Origin of the sequence: Lentibacillus sp. (assembly GCF_035301675.1) — a bacterium.
In the GTDB taxonomy this organism is placed as follows: Bacteria; Bacillota; Bacilli; order Bacillales; family Amphibacillaceae; genus Lentibacillus.
The window spans coordinates 1-14,236 of the sequence record NZ_DATGTT010000036.1; the positions used below are offsets into that span (position 1 = coordinate 1).

The 14,236-nt window shown below is 43.5% G+C and carries 19 protein-coding genes; 13 read left to right on the forward strand and 6 right to left on the reverse strand.

Annotated features, from left to right (window positions below; all coding sequences use genetic code 11):
* Positions 1-103 precede the first annotated feature (103 nt).
* From VK097_RS05640 to VK097_RS05665, 6 genes are all read left to right on the forward strand, one after another.
* Positions 104-511 carry a DUF4181 domain-containing protein gene (locus VK097_RS05640; RefSeq protein WP_324210834.1) on the forward strand — a complete coding sequence of 136 codons (408 nt, stop codon included), beginning with the start codon at positions 104-106 and terminating at the stop codon, positions 509-511.
* A 76-nt stretch (positions 512-587) separates the two neighbouring features.
* Complete coding sequence (gene coaW / locus VK097_RS05645) at positions 588-1,406, forward strand: type II pantothenate kinase (RefSeq protein WP_324210835.1); 819 nt, start codon at positions 588-590, stop codon at positions 1,404-1,406.
* Between the two features lie 13 nt (positions 1,407-1,419).
* Positions 1,420-1,566, forward strand: coding sequence for a hypothetical protein (locus VK097_RS05650; RefSeq protein ID WP_324210836.1), 147 nt, complete (start codon positions 1,420-1,422; stop codon positions 1,564-1,566).
* A 173-nt stretch (positions 1,567-1,739) separates the two neighbouring features.
* Entirely contained in the window at positions 1,740-2,090 is a 351-nt protein-coding gene (locus VK097_RS05655) for a hypothetical protein (RefSeq protein WP_324210837.1), read from the forward strand.
* A 70-nt stretch (positions 2,091-2,160) separates the two neighbouring features.
* Positions 2,161-2,385, forward strand: a complete 225-nt coding sequence (locus VK097_RS05660; protein WP_324210838.1) for an ester cyclase — start codon at positions 2,161-2,163, stop codon at positions 2,383-2,385.
* 33 nt (positions 2,386-2,418) lie between these two features.
* Positions 2,419-2,979 carry a sugar O-acetyltransferase gene (locus VK097_RS05665; RefSeq protein WP_324210839.1) on the forward strand — a complete coding sequence of 187 codons (561 nt, stop codon included), beginning with the start codon at positions 2,419-2,421 and terminating at the stop codon, positions 2,977-2,979.
* A 76-nt stretch (positions 2,980-3,055) separates the two neighbouring features.
* Here VK097_RS05665 and VK097_RS05670 read toward each other — a convergent pair whose 3' ends face one another.
* Positions 3,056-3,556 carry a CarD family transcriptional regulator gene (locus VK097_RS05670; protein WP_324210840.1) on the reverse strand — a complete coding sequence of 167 codons (501 nt, stop codon included), beginning with the start codon at positions 3,554-3,556 and terminating at the stop codon, positions 3,056-3,058.
* 140 nt (positions 3,557-3,696) lie between these two features.
* On the opposite strand from VK097_RS05670, the gene VK097_RS05675 reads away from it, so the two are divergent.
* Positions 3,697-4,125 carry a MarR family winged helix-turn-helix transcriptional regulator gene (locus tag VK097_RS05675; protein ID WP_324210841.1) on the forward strand — a complete coding sequence of 143 codons (429 nt, stop codon included), beginning with the start codon at positions 3,697-3,699 and terminating at the stop codon, positions 4,123-4,125.
* A 142-nt stretch (positions 4,126-4,267) separates the two neighbouring features.
* Positions 4,268-4,435 carry a glycine zipper domain-containing protein gene (locus VK097_RS05680; RefSeq protein WP_324210842.1) on the forward strand — a complete coding sequence of 56 codons (168 nt, stop codon included), beginning with the start codon at positions 4,268-4,270 and terminating at the stop codon, positions 4,433-4,435.
* A 78-nt stretch (positions 4,436-4,513) separates the two neighbouring features.
* Here the strand turns inward: VK097_RS05680 and VK097_RS05685 are convergent, their stop codons facing one another.
* Positions 4,514-5,926 carry a M20/M25/M40 family metallo-hydrolase gene (locus VK097_RS05685; protein ID WP_324210843.1) on the reverse strand — a complete coding sequence of 471 codons (1,413 nt, stop codon included), beginning with the start codon at positions 5,924-5,926 and terminating at the stop codon, positions 4,514-4,516.
* A gap of 442 nt (positions 5,927-6,368) precedes the next feature.
* On the opposite strand from VK097_RS05685, the gene VK097_RS05690 reads away from it, so the two are divergent.
* The 5 genes from VK097_RS05690 (at position 6,369) to VK097_RS05710 (ending at position 10,782) form a co-directional block, all read left to right on the forward strand.
* Positions 6,369-6,932 carry a protease complex subunit PrcB family protein gene (locus VK097_RS05690; RefSeq protein WP_324210844.1) on the forward strand — a complete coding sequence of 188 codons (564 nt, stop codon included), beginning with the start codon at positions 6,369-6,371 and terminating at the stop codon, positions 6,930-6,932.
* Positions 6,929-7,429 (forward strand): GNAT family N-acetyltransferase, encoded by a 501-nt coding sequence (locus VK097_RS05695; RefSeq protein ID WP_324210845.1) that lies wholly within the window; start codon positions 6,929-6,931, stop codon positions 7,427-7,429. The genes VK097_RS05690 and VK097_RS05695 overlap by 4 nt, the downstream gene beginning before the upstream one ends.
* A gap of 187 nt (positions 7,430-7,616) precedes the next feature.
* Entirely contained in the window at positions 7,617-8,027 is a 411-nt protein-coding gene (locus VK097_RS05700) for a helix-hairpin-helix domain-containing protein (protein WP_324210846.1), read from the forward strand.
* A 254-nt stretch (positions 8,028-8,281) separates the two neighbouring features.
* A complete protein-coding gene (locus VK097_RS05705) occupies positions 8,282-8,827 on the forward strand; it encodes a GNAT family N-acetyltransferase (protein ID WP_324210847.1) in 546 nt (181 codons plus the stop codon).
* 338 nt (positions 8,828-9,165) lie between these two features.
* A complete protein-coding gene (locus VK097_RS05710; protein WP_324210848.1) occupies positions 9,166-10,782 on the forward strand; it encodes an FMN-binding glutamate synthase family protein in 1,617 nt (538 codons plus the stop codon).
* A 49-nt stretch (positions 10,783-10,831) separates the two neighbouring features.
* Here the strand turns inward: VK097_RS05710 and yidC are convergent, their stop codons facing one another.
* The 4 genes from yidC to VK097_RS05730 all read right to left on the reverse strand — a co-directional run bounded on the left by yidC (position 10,832) and on the right by VK097_RS05730 (position 14,226).
* On the reverse strand, positions 10,832-11,638 hold the full coding sequence (gene yidC, locus VK097_RS05715) for a membrane protein insertase YidC (RefSeq protein ID WP_324210849.1): 807 nt from the start codon (positions 11,636-11,638) through the stop codon (positions 10,832-10,834).
* Positions 11,593-11,961, reverse strand: a complete 369-nt coding sequence (locus tag VK097_RS05720) for a hypothetical protein (RefSeq protein WP_324210850.1) — start codon at positions 11,959-11,961, stop codon at positions 11,593-11,595. Before VK097_RS05720 ends, yidC begins: the two co-directional genes overlap by 46 nt.
* A 367-nt stretch (positions 11,962-12,328) precedes the next feature.
* Complete coding sequence (locus VK097_RS05725) at positions 12,329-13,867, reverse strand: solute symporter family protein (protein WP_324210851.1); 1,539 nt, start codon at positions 13,865-13,867, stop codon at positions 12,329-12,331.
* Entirely contained in the window at positions 13,864-14,226 is a 363-nt protein-coding gene (locus tag VK097_RS05730) for a DUF485 domain-containing protein (RefSeq protein ID WP_324210852.1), read from the reverse strand. Before VK097_RS05730 ends, VK097_RS05725 begins: the two co-directional genes overlap by 4 nt.
* Positions 14,227-14,236 lie beyond the last annotated feature (10 nt).

Below are 14,236 nucleotides of genomic sequence, written 5' to 3' on the forward strand. Positions count from 1 at the left end.
ACATTTTCATCCGCATGAAATAAAGGATTTACAAATAATTTTGTCGAAATAGTATAAGTGGGGTCCCGTTATTACATAAGCTTATCAGCAGGGGTGATGTTTTGTGGATCATGTGGGGCTGGGACCGAGTTTTTGGATGGAATTATCAGCTCTTATAGCTTTGATGTTCCTGTTGATCTCCGGCTTTAATGTAATCCTGCGAAAGGTGTTGAACGTTAAGCGGAGAAAGGCCTTTTCCAATGATTATGTGAATGATCTGCATAAAAAAGGTGATGTGTTTATCAGGGTGATTTCGGTGATTGTCATTATTCCAATTGTTATATTAATACCGCAATCTACTATGGTGCTGTTGTGGGTACCTATTGGCATTACAGCTCTTGGCGAGGTCTTTCGCGCAATTATAGAGTGGAAATATAAGAAGGAAACATATGATTATCTGTACACGATCTTGCAGATGATATTTGTACTGACAGTTGCCTATGTTGTACTAGATTCTTTGGGACTCGCGTAGTTAGGGATTTAAAAAGGTCGTGACAGAGGTTCACTAACAAAATAAGTACAACTTTTCAGTTTTAAGGAGTTATAACATGAAATCAACCAAAATAGGCATTGATGCCGGTGGGACACTTATAAAAGCAGTATATGTTGAAAATGAAACAATTCATTACCGGTCTTTCCGGTCGCAGGCGATGGATGATGTCGTGAAGTGGATTAATGAACACTTTAAAAATCCCGCCATATGTGTAACCGGTGGGAAGAGCCAGGTGCTGGCAGAAAAATTGAATATGCCGGCTAAAAAAGTTATCGAATTTGATGCCACCACCCAGGGGATTACATATTTGGCATATCAGCAGGAACAGCCTATTGGGAACAATTTTCTATTTGTCAATGTCGGTACCGGGACCTCCATGCACTATGTCCAGGATAGCAGTCAGGAGCGGGTTGGCGGATCCGGTATCGGTGGTGGGACGCTGCTCGGTTTAGCTTATTTAACCACGGGCATGCAGGATTATGAACAAATTGTCCTGGGCGCTCGTGACGGTGACCGCGGAAACGTGGATCTGAAAGTAAAAGACATCTTTGAAGGGGATGTGCCGCCGATTTCCGGCGACCTGACTGCAAGCAATTTTGGGAAGACAGAAGCAATGATGCAGCGGCCTCCTTCCAATCCGGATATTTTAGCAGCCATTATCGGTTTCGTCGGTGAGGTGATTGTGACTATCAGCAGTCAAATGGCAGGACAGTATGATGCTGAAGCTATCGTTTATGTGGGATCATCATTTCGGTCCAATCCGCTTTTGCAGGAAATTATTGAAATGTATGCAGGGATGATCGAAAAAACACCGGTATTTTTGGAGCAGGGTGAATATAGTGGAGCTGTTGGAGCGCTTCTGGCGATTGATTGAAGGGAGAGACAGCATGAACCATAAACAAAAAAAGTACGAGAAATTTGGGCGCGGCATGACGGCGAAATGGTTGTCAGTTCCTAAACCGATCAGATATCTCGTTGTTTATACGGGGCTGGTGCTGTTAGTTTATTTTGCCAATAAAGCTATATGGTTTTGATTACAGTGAGAGGCCTATCTGGATTAAGAGTTTTGTAAATAGGTTGAAATTGCTGTTCGATCTGCCTTATTGTTGCTTCAAATCTGGTATAATTATTTTATAAAATAACAGGAAGAGATTTGAAAGCTTCTGTATTCAAAATCTAGAAAACCAAATGGCAGGTGTACCAAAGGATGACGTTAGAAGGCAGTAGTCCGGCAATTATCTTTTTTATTCTATTTATTATCATAGCATTGGCTGTCAGTTATCTGTACGGCTGGAAAATGATCGAAAAGACAGGTTTGGTTGGCTCACAGACATTTATCGCGAGTATTATTAATCTATTCCTGTGGGCATCCGCGATATTGGGGTGGTTACTCTATACCATAGGGATTGACGAAGGGTTGTTCTTCGGCGGATTGGTGCTCGGGGCTGGCTTGTTTGTTATTAGCGAAACGGCACTGATTATAACATTATTTCTCCGTCGGGATAAGTTTATGGAGGCATACCGCGAACAATACGGCAGCGTGGCGGAACGGGAATAAAGAACAAAGGCTCAGGGCGCCCGTTTAGCGACGTACGGACTGCGCCTGCGCCTTTGTTCATGATGTGGAAATGACCGTAGAAGTCGGTCCGATTTCAGACGGCACTTACGTATCCGCCCGCTGGAGACTCACGGGCGTCTACAATGGAGAGATTCCGGGCAACCGGGCGGAATCTGGAAAGAAGATGTTCTTTCATGGCATGGATATATTTCTGGTAGAAAATAGGAAAATCCAGGATTATTGGGTAGGTTCAGATGGGACGGACCTTATGGAACAGTTGGGAATGTTCGGCTAACAACAAAGTAAATCAACGAAGGAGAAAATTCAAATGAAGTCAGAAAAAGAAAAAATGCTGAACGGCGAACTGTACAATGCAGCTGACCCTGAGTTGACGGCAGATCGTGAACAGGCGCGCATGCTAACCAGATTATTCAATCAGACACTGGAAACAGACGGTTTGAAACGTGTTGAACTGCTGAAGCAGCTCTTTGGTTCAACAGGGGAGAATATTGATATAGAACCTTCCTTCCGCTGCGATTATGGCTATAACATACATGCTGGCGAGAATTTCTATGCTAATTTTGACTGTGTTGTATTGGATGTTTGTCATGTCAGGTTAGGTGATAATTGCCTGCTCGGTCCGGGCGTACATATTTATACGGCAACACATCCGGTAGATCTCGCTGCACGGCATTCCGGGGAAGAGTTTGGAAAACCGGTAACAATAGGCCGTAATGTATGGATTGGCGGCAGGGCTGTCATTAATCCGGGCGTTACAATTGGACATAACGTCGTGATTACTTCTGGTGCGGTTGTGACAAAGGATGTGCCCGCTAATGTAATTGTGGGCGGGAACCCTGCGAAGGTTATAAAGCAGATTGCTGAGTGATATAAAATGCCATGAAAAAATATCTGCAATCGAATATTAATTGATGGCTTTTTTAAGATGATTCGAGCAACTGGGATTAGGCTGTTTGTTTGATTTGGCTGTTAATCTGTTTCGCTATTTTCTCATAAGATGTATCAAGTGATATAGCTAATTCTTTAAACATAATACTTTTAATATGTTCTAATAGTTTCCGGTCCTGATCCGGCATTTTGATTTGCTCTCTTTGTGTCTCTATTTCTTTCCGCAATAAGGTAATGGCCACTTTGGAAATGTCCGAGCGGTCACCGGTGTTGACAAGACTGCTATAGTGTTTATTTCGCTGTCTTGCATCATCGATCCATTGAATACCCTGATCTTCGAACGAGTATAATATCCTTTCCGCTTCGTCTTTTCCCACAATGGCCTGCATTATTGACTGGCCATTGTCGACTGGCAAGTTTATCGTTAATTCAGGAGATTCAATCGGGTGCATTACATAATAAGTTCTCTTCATATTGCTGTAATTTTTTTCACATATATCATCAATCTCGCATAATCCATGTGTGGAATAGATAATTGTATCACCAATATTAAACATTCAGTATCCCCCAAATATTAAATAGTCAACTTAGTTTACAATTACAGTATACACTTATTTTATGAAGTTGTCAATTAAGTTGACAACTTGGTTCGGGTTTTGTATAGTAAGAGGCGAAAAAATCGATAGGAGCGATCGGGTTGAATCAAGAATTTAAATACCTGGATTTAATTGATGTGCTGAGCGAGCGTCATCATCAGCTTCGAAAAATAACCGAACAATTATGGAATGATAGCAGTGATATTAAATTGTCTAACTCTGAATGGTTCATTATGGCAAGAGTATACAAAAAGCATCCTGCTATCGCTTATGTTACAAAGAATGTAGATATCTCCAGGCAAGCCACTCATAAATTAATAAAGCAACTTGAATCAAAGGGACTAGTTGAAATCAGCAGCTTGAAAGACAATAAAAAAAACAAACATATTCGGTTAACCAAATTAGGCGAAGAATGTTATGAAAAAAATGAAGCATTGAAGGCAGAACAGGAGAGAAAAGTCGCTGATAAAATCGGTTATGAGCAATTGCGGTTTCTTAAAGATATTTTGCAAGCAGATTGGGGCTTATAAAATTGTATGCAGTAATATACAAGTAATCACTTTATACCATATGAGAACATTGGAATTCAGTGTGGGGTTTAATTGTAATAATCATCTAAAAATAATCATGTTATAATTATAACAGAGAAACAGCTATTGGAGGAACGTCTTCATGAGTGATGAAAATAAACCTGACAATCCAATGGGAACAGGGATTGCAATCGGAATTTCGCTGGGCGTTGTATTTGGCCTGGCATTCGACAACCTTGCAGTAGGCATTGCACTTGGTGTTGCAATAGGTGCCGGGATTGGCTCTTCCTGGAAGGCTAACGGGGAGTAAATATTGAAATATAAGGGATTTAAAGATGGCTGCCAGGATCCGCCTGACAGCCCATCCATAAAATCTGTTTTCAATTTTCTATTGCACTGGTGCAGGGTCTTCATTCAGTAGATAATCGTCGGTGTTAGAATTCGGTGTATTCTTCGGTTTGCCCCGTGGAACGTCCTGCCTTACTGTATCATAAACCGCAGCGCCAATCAGCTCACCGTTTGTCTGAATCCGCTCCTGGCTGATTTTATCTATCGTATCGAGCGGCGTATGATACCATGGCTCCAGTGAGGCGGTCTCCGGATCTCTCAGGATGAAATTGGCGGCATCGATTCCAGCTTCATAAAAAGATACATGATCCGATGCCCCTCTTTCATAAAGCTTGAGACTATCGTTTCCAAGACGTTCACCAGCGGCTTCAGCTGCCTGCCATACTGTGTTTGGCGAGCCGTCCATCACATTCACGTATAACGCTGTAGCCTGGTCCCAGCCGGTTCCGACCATATCCATATTGAAAGCTGCGAGACTGTTTTCCACATCCTGTGCGGAAAGCCCGCTGACATATTGCTGAGATCCAACGAGGCCAATTTCTTCTGCACCAAAGAAGACGAAGCGAACCTCTTTATCTGTCGGGAAAGGCTGTAAAATTCTCGCCAGTTCAAGGGCGACACTTGTCCCTGATGCATTGTCGCTTGCCCCGGGAGAATATGGAACACTGTCATAATGTGCGGTGACATAGACAATATCATCATCATTCGTTGGTTTCCCTTTAGGCTCTTTGACAGCAATGACATTTTGAGATTGCTGGTCACTAATTTCAGCGATATTGAGAGTTGCGTTGACTTCTTCATTTGCCATTTCTTCCTTAAGCTTTTGTCCGTCTTCCATGGTGATGGCTACTACCGGAATGGAAGCTTCATTGTCTCCCAGACTTGGTGTAACAGGCACCAGATCTTCCGTATTATCATAAATGATCACACCTGCAGCACCGGCATTCATAGCATTTTCAGTTTTTTCCCAGAAAGACATTTCACCGCGTTCAATCAGAGCTATATTACCTTCAACGTCCTTTGAAAAGTCACCGGGCAAACCGATACCAGAGTTAACAATTTTTCCTGTGAAATCTTCTCCCTTTGTACTTGCCGATCCTGTTGCCACACGTATGGCGAGCTCTTCATTATTAAGAGAAGTGGTTAGCTCGCCCTCGAGGCGGTCAGCGATGCCAAATTCCTCAGTTTTTGTTTCATAGCCATAATTCTGCAATTCTTCCTGTATATATTCGGCTGCTTCCAATTCTTGTTCAGTTCCAGCAACCCGCGGGCCAATGTTTTCACTAAGATGGGAGATATGTTCCATGGCCCGGTCAGAATCAAATCGTTCGGTAATTTTCTTATCAAATGCTGAGCCGTTTCCTGCTTTATTTGGGAGCGCAAAAGCAATTCCCGGCTGCAAAATGGAAGCGAACAGTGCAAGGACGGCAATCCGTGAAATAATTTTCTTCAATATCAATCTCTCCTTTGGTTCAAATTTGGATTGGCGGATAAAAGTATTTGAAGAAATTCCATCAGGAAAGGTCTACATAAATGATCACTCCTAATAGATTAATAGATTGTATGCGGTTTCATTTGGTGTTACTATTTATTTTACTAGGAAGCCAAATAGAGACAATAGGCCATCAGGACGGTTACAGGGCAAACAGTGATAACTATATATAACTGAAGGACTAAGACTTTTGACAAGTTGATAAAACTTTTATAAAGGGGGATAAGGTAAAATGGTATGTGGAAACCATTAAAATAAGGGAGTGGATATTATTCTTAGGATTAATACGGGAAGGGGAATTTTACATGGACTCAAATTATGTTTAAGAGCAGGAAGAATCAACGAAAAGGATTCACAGGATTCAGCTTGGATAAGTAATATAGCTGAAAGGGGTTAGCCGATTATGGAGCGGAATGTTTTGCTAATCATTTTATCTGCCCTATTATTAACTGGCTGCGGGTCAGGAACAACGGAGGACGACTCGATGAGTGAAGAAGGACCAATCAGTAAGGAAAAGTCAAAGCTTTCATTTAAGACGATTGATGCCGGTGAAGCACCGGACAGCGTGCAAGAATGGGTTGAGAAAAACAGGAAAGAGAAGGCGAAAAAAGTTTTTCATGCTAATGGAAAAACATATGTGATCATCATGCTTGGGCAGAAATCGACCGGCGGCTATGCAGTGAAAATTGATGAGATTCAGCTTGAGAAGATTGTTTCGCCGGAATCCAAGGCAGGCAATGGAACGGTTCATGTCAAATACCATACCATTGAACCGGAAGAAGGCAGCATTAACATACAGGCACTCACCTATCCGATGGCGATAGCCGAATTGGAAGGAACACGTGATTATGACTATCAGTTTTCAGAAAAAGGCAAGAAGAATAAGCTGAACGGAGGTAACGACGGTGCGGAGCCGTCGGAACCTGTCCAGCCTGAGAAACTCATGAATGAGGATGGAGAGGAATGACGATGGTCATCAGACCGATCGAAATAGGGGATGCAGAAGAGCTATTGGAACTAAACAGACGTATTGATGAGTCAGGCTTCATGCTGCATGAGCCCGGCGAACGGAAAAGAACTGTCGAGCAGCAAAAAGAAGTCATCGAAAGAATCGAATCTACGGAGCGTTCAACTTTTTTTGTAGCTGAATCTGATCGCGGCCTCGCCGGTTTCATCGCCGTATTTGGAGGCAAAGTGAAGCGGAACAAGCACTCAGCGTATCTTGCCATGGGCATTCATGATGCATTCTACGGACAGGGCCTCGCAACAAGGCTGATCATGAGAGTGTTTGATTGGGCAGAAGCCAATGGCATATCAAGGCTGGAGCTTACCGTCATTAAAGATAATGTAAAAGCCATCAAGCTCTATCAGAAAATGGGGTTCCAGATTGAAGGCGAGAAGGTCCATTCATTGATGATTGATGGACAGCCCGCGAATGAGTATTATATGTACAGGCTGGTGTAGGTGCTGATATGACGGACAATGGCGAAAAGCCTAGACTAATATGGACGTTTTCCTTTTTTGCGCTATAGATTAATGGAAAATCGCTGCAGAGTAGCGTTGGATTAATCACTAAAAAATGAGAAAATAGGTGAACTCAATGTCATATAACAGTCCGAAGCTACCCCTAACACTGGAAGAGAAATCGAAATTGCGAAAGTCTAAAGTCAAATTGAGCGACGTCTATTTGCTGGAAACGGACGATCTAGCCCACAGTATGAACGCGTCAAAAGAGCGTGTGAATTACATCAAGGCTTTAGCAGCATTTCAGCATATCCCGTCAATCGGACATAAATTTGCTGATACACTCGTAAACAACCTTGGTTTTTATAGGCTTAGTGACTTAAAGGATAAAGACGGCGCTGTATTATTGGATAAACTGGAACGTGATCTGGGATACTGGGTTGACCCATGCGTCGAGGACCAACTCAGGTGTGTTATACATCATGCGAGCAATACCCCCTCTACAAAACAGTGGTTTGATTTTACGGAAGAGCGGAAGAAGTATCGTGAAGTGTACGGTTATCCGTTATCAAGACCGACAGAGGCTTGGAATGGATAGAGTCTGGCATTTTAATCATCCGTAGAAGAATCATTCCTTCCATAAACGATAACTATGCTATAATAATCTTACCAAGAACAAAGGCGCTGGAGCCGGACGTGGCTATTTTTGATAAAGCATTCGTAGAGCAAAAAATTTATGCTTTCTTATACCAACAAAGAAAGGTGTGATGCTTATGTTTACAATAAATTTTCAAGAGGGTCGTCGTACAATTAATGGAATTTCGGCAAATTTAATGAAAGGCGGGCATCACATTGTTAAAAGGCGAAAAAGTGGAACTAAGAGCGGTAACAAAGGAAGACTTGAAAGATCAGTACAAATGGCGGAATGATGAGGCATTTGCGAATCTTGCAGCGGGCTCAGACGCGTTTCAGTATAACAACACACCGCTTGAAACGATGGAGGCCTTTTATGAAAAGAACCTGACGACAGTTGATGTGCAGCAAGGCTGTGTATTTTCAGTTTATACATTGACGGACGGCAAACATATCGGAAAATGTGATTACCGGGACGTGAATCTTGTCACCAGGACGGCGACAATCGGTTTGTCAATTGGTGAGCGTGATTATTGGAATGAAGGATATGGTTCGGATATCATCCATACGCTGGTTCGTCACTTGTTTAACAGCTTGAATTTAAGACGGATACAACTAGATACGTGGAGCGGCAACAAACGGGCAATCAAAGCCTATGAAAAATGCGGGTTCGAAATTGAAGGACGTCTAAGGGAAAATGAATATATCGATGGAGCGTATTATGACACCATCATGATGGGCTTGCTGCGCTCAAGTGTTTCATAAGCTATCTGTAAGGTTCAGTCAATCGTTGGCTGAACCTTTTACGTTTTCAGCAGGCTTCAGAAAGTTTATCAGCGGGGACCCTAAGGAAGGGAAGTTTTAAATAGCCGAGCTTAAGGATTTTGAGTTAGCACATCATTATTTTAGCTATTAAGTCATATTATTTATGGATTTGACGGGAATCCCAGACCTGAGGTACTCATGTAATATTTGCTGACACGTTTGATATGTTAATCAAACAATTGATCGCCATAATACTGGGTCCCGCCTTTTGGATATTTTTCGCTGAGTTGTACACCCTATTTTATAAAGGATTCAATAAAAAGGTGGGGACCAGAAAAATGAACGCAGCAGATATTATGATAGTGATTGGGTTTATTGTTGTCTCAATTGTTGTGCTTATTCTCCTGATTACTGGAATTTACATATTTTTCATTGACCGTACTCAGCGCCAGCATCCGGTGCTTCGTAATTATCCGATTGTTGGGCGCGCTCGCTATTTTTTTGAAAAAATCGGTCCGGAGCTGCGGCAGTATTTCTTTAATAATGACCGGGAAAGCAAGCCAATTTCAAGGGAAGAGTACGGACATATCGTGAAGAAAGCGAAATATAAGCGTGATGTTGAAGGCTTCGGCTCACAGCGTGATTTTGAAAAGGCAGGCTATTATATTCGAAATAGCATGTTTCCAAAATTGACTGAGGAGTTGAAAATGGACAGGGAAGCAAAAGTAACGACTGATCGTTATTTGCTAATCAAGGATCCGCTGTTCACACAACGGGAAGAGCATTTAGAAGAAGAGAATTCGCCAGTTTATTTGCTTGATGAGAAGGATGCCATCGTTATTGGCGAGAATACCTCCCGGGAGCCGTTTAAACTCCGCGGACAGATTGGTATGTCGGCGATGAGCTACGGATCACTTGGGGAACGTGCGATTTCAGCTTTATCGGAAGGTCTCGGGATTGCGAAGGGCACTTGGATGAATACAGGAGAAGGCGGTCTCTCAGATTATCATCTAAAAGGCGGGGGCGACATTATCATGCAGATCGGTCCCGGCATGTTCGGTCTCAGGGATAAGGAAGGCAATTTCAACTGGGATGAACTGAAGGAAAAAAGCCAGATTCCGCAGTTGAAGGCATTTGAGGTAAAATTGGCCCAGGGTGCGAAAACGCGCGGTGGGCATGTCGATGCTGAAAAGGTTAATGAGGAGATTGCCCGCATCCGCATGGTTGAGCCGTTCACGTCCATCGACAGCCCGAACCGTTTTCCTGAATTTAATGATTTGCCTTCGCTGTTTGACTTTATTGAGCGTGTAAGGGAACATTCCGGCAAACCGGTCGGTATGAAGATTGTGGTTGGAAGCCATTTTGAAGCCGAAGATTTGGCAAAAGGGATACGTGATACTGGAAAAGGTCCTGATTTTATCACAATCGATGGCAGTGAAGGCGGCACTGGCGCCTCGTATCAGGAATTGACGGACAGTGTCGGACTGCCGATCAGATCTGCTTTGCCATTGGTGGACAATGCTTTGAAAAAATACGGTGTCCGTGACAGGGTGAAAATCATAGCTTCCGGGAAACTGTTTTCGCCTGATCGGGTGGCGATTGCCCTGGCAATGGGTGCCGATCTCGTCAACATCGCCCGGGCATTCATGATTACAGTCGGCTGCATCCAGACGCTGAAGTGCCACTCCAATGTATGCCCGGTTGGGGTCGCCACAACCGATCCGGATTTGCAGAGGGCACTTGTCGTCGATGAAAAGAAACACCGGACCGCTAACTATCTGATTTCTATGCGTAAAGGACTATATCGTGTTGCAGCGGCGGCCGGTCTGGAATCGCCTCTGCATTTTAAACGCGAGCATGTGATTTATAAGGATGAGAAAGGCAAAACATGGTCCCTTGATGAAATTTACCAGTCGATGATTCAGCCGGGCGGAGAAGGTTCGATGAATGCGTGAATATAATCCATAAAGAAGGAGATTGCCCCGTTAGCAATCTCCTGAAATCCTAGGACATTTCGGCCGCCCTTTTTTTATGCGCCAAATAAATTTTTTTCGAAATCAGTGTCTGTCCGATGATGAATAGCCCGCCGACAGCCCAATATAGTGGCAATGCTGCCGGTGCGTTCAGGGAGATAATACCGATCATAACCGGTGAGACAAGACCAATGATGGCCATTTGTTTTTTCTGTTGCGGTTCAAGGCCGATTTGCGTAACTTTGAACTGAACAAAGTAGATGATAACCGCCAGAATAGTCAGCAGAATGTCGGTTTTTCCAAGGTCAAACCATAAAAACTGATGTGCTGTTATTTCTTGTGTGCCACGGATCGCCCAGTAAAAGGCAATCAAAATCGGCATCTGGATCAGCATTGGCAAGCATCCGGCGAATGAAGCGAGTGGATTGAAATTGTGTTTTTGATACAGCTGCATCATTTCCTGCTGCATGCTCATTTGCGATTCCCGGTCTTTATTATCCTTGTATTTTTTTTGAATCTCATCCATTTCCGGTTTAAGCTCTTTCATTTTATCCTGCATCTCCAGGCTGCTTTTCGTCTGCTTCAGCATAAATGGCATGACGATAAGCCGGATCACGAGCGTAATCACAACAATCGACAGCCCGTAGCTTCCGTTGAAAAAGGATGCCAGGCCTTTGATTAATAAAGAAAAATTGTAAACAAAATAGTGATTGAAAAATCCTTCTGTGTCAGCGCTTATCGGCTCATTTGCCGATCCGCACCCCGCCAGAAAAATGACCAGAATCAGCCCGATCAGGCTATATTTTCTTGCAAATGTGAATACAGATGTTCGTTCCATCTAATGCCTCCTCGTTTTTTCATCATTGTGCTGAAAAAAGAGAAGACATAATCGTCATTATCATCGTCTGGTGCATCTATTCGTTTGGCTATTTGAACGATCCAGTCCATGATGTCTGTCGCTTCACCGATTGATTCCTGGATTGGGGCTGCCTGTATTTGGATTGAATGCGATTTTTTCGTGTGCACATGTGCATGCCCGACGAATTTGTGCAAACCGAATTGTGTGATTTTAATGGTGCCTATGACAGCCAGGAAGATACTAAAATAGAAGTAAAAAGGCGATGTATCGGCAAGCAGCTCGTATAATAGTTCGATGACCATCTGTATTCACCTCCTTTGCTATGTTCGTATAAAGTTCCTTACATAAATGATACTACAAATTGCTGAAAATAGTAAGTATGAATAAAACCCATAAAATGCGACATAGGGTCCCCCTATTCCATATGAAGCATATGTCGTATGAAAGCCCCCGTTTGATGATACTATGAAAGTAGAATACTAATCGACGGGGCTGATTTGAGCTCACAGGATTACCCTGTGTGTCATGATCGGATAATTTCATTTCGCGCGACAAATGGTTAAGTCGCGCGTGATCAGGGGAAATTTGCGCGACTCCACCCCAAATCACACAGTCCCCCCTAAGCATCAAAAAAGCGACTGCCATGGCAGCAGCCGCTTTAAACAACTTTTAGCTTCCGGTCTTCCGGTAGCCTGTATGTGCTTTTACTTTGACTTCAGCATACCGCTTCGCATCGGATTTGCTGGAGAATATCGTACCCAGATAACCACCGAGGAAGCCAATCGGCACGGAAACAAGCGCCGGGTTACTGAGCGGGAAGATCGGGTCCCCGACAAACAATGCTGCGCCTTCTGTCGGCGAGAAAACACTCGGGCTAATTGAAACAAGAACCAATGCGGCAATCAGACCGGATAAGAGGGCTGAAACAGCACCTGTAGTATTGAAGCGTTTCCAGTATACTGTATACAGTATGACCGGCAAATTGGCACTTGCACCGATACAGAATGCGAGCGAAACAAGAAATGCCACGTTCAAATACTGGGCGAACAGCGACAGGATAATCGATAGCACCGACACAGCCAAAGCGGCATAGCGAGCAGCCAGCATTTGCTGCTGATCGGATGCTTTGCCTTTTTTAATGATCTGTCCGTATAGATCATGGGCAAAAGCTGACGCACCGGATAGAACAAGGCCGGCAACAACAGCCAGAATGGTGGCGAATGCCACAGCGGATATGAACGCAAACAGGAATTCACCGCCAATTGCTTTGGCCAGCAGTGGTGCAGCCATGTTTCCCCCGGGGTTCGCTTCTGTGATCGTTCCCTCACCTACGAAAATCGCTGCGCCAAATCCGAGGAACAATGTCAGGACATAGAAAGCACCAATAATCCATGTAGCGGTAACCACCGATTTCCGGGCGGTTTTGGCATCTTTAACCGTGAAGAAACGCATGAGAATATGCGGCAGTCCGGCTGTACCAAGAACCAGTGCCAGCATCAGCGAAATCGTATCCAGCGGCGCCGTAAACTTCAGTCCCGGGCTTAAGTAATCGGCACCGTGAGATGTAGCGCTTTTAGCCTCTTCGAACATTGCACCAATGTTAAAGTTAAAATGCATCAAGACAAGAAACGAAAGAATGAGCATTCCGGCCATCAAAAGAACCGCTTTAACGATTTGTACCCAGCTGGTGGCAATCATACCGCCAAATAGGACATAAATCGTCATCATCACACCGACAATCAGGACAGCTACTGTATAAGGGATGTCAAACAGTAACTGGATAAGTGCTCCTGCCCCAACAAGCTGCGCAAGCATATAAAATATAGAGATCGTGATGGTGCTCAGGGCTGCGGCACCTCTGACTTTTTTGGCATTGAACCGGGCATTGATCATGTCGGCAAGGGTATATTTACCAAGGTTCCTGAGCGGTTCCGCCACTAGAAACAGAACAACAAGATATGCAATCAGGAAGCCGATACTGTAAAAGAAACCGTCAAAACCGAAAAGAGCAATCGAACCGGCGATTCCAAGAAAAGATGCTGCCGATAAATAGTCGCCCGAAATGGCAAGACCATTTTGAAAACCGGTCAGGCCTCCGCTTGCTGTATAAAAATCCCCGGTTGTCTGGGTCTGCCTGGAAGCCCAGAACGTAATGGCAAGTGTCAGGGCAACGATAATCAAAAATAGTACAATAACTGTAGGACTCATGAGGCTTTACCTCCATCCCCATTATGAATCTGATCTTCAATGATCTGATCAGTCTCTTCATCAAAAGCTGCGGCTTTTTTCACGTAAATCGTACAAAGAACCCACGTCATCACAAACTGTGCAAAAGCGAAAATCCATACCCAGGAAATATCACCAATGACTGGTGTGTTCAAAAATGTTGTATACGATGTCAATACTGGCAGCAGAAAATAAAATATCAGAAAAAATATCGTGTAAGGTATAATGAATCTTTTCTTCTTTTGCATAAAACTTTTAAACTGATCGCTTTGTTCCACTTTTTCAAAATCTATCGTTTCATTGGCTTGATTGTCTGTATTCAATTCGTTAACAGTACTCATATAAACCTCC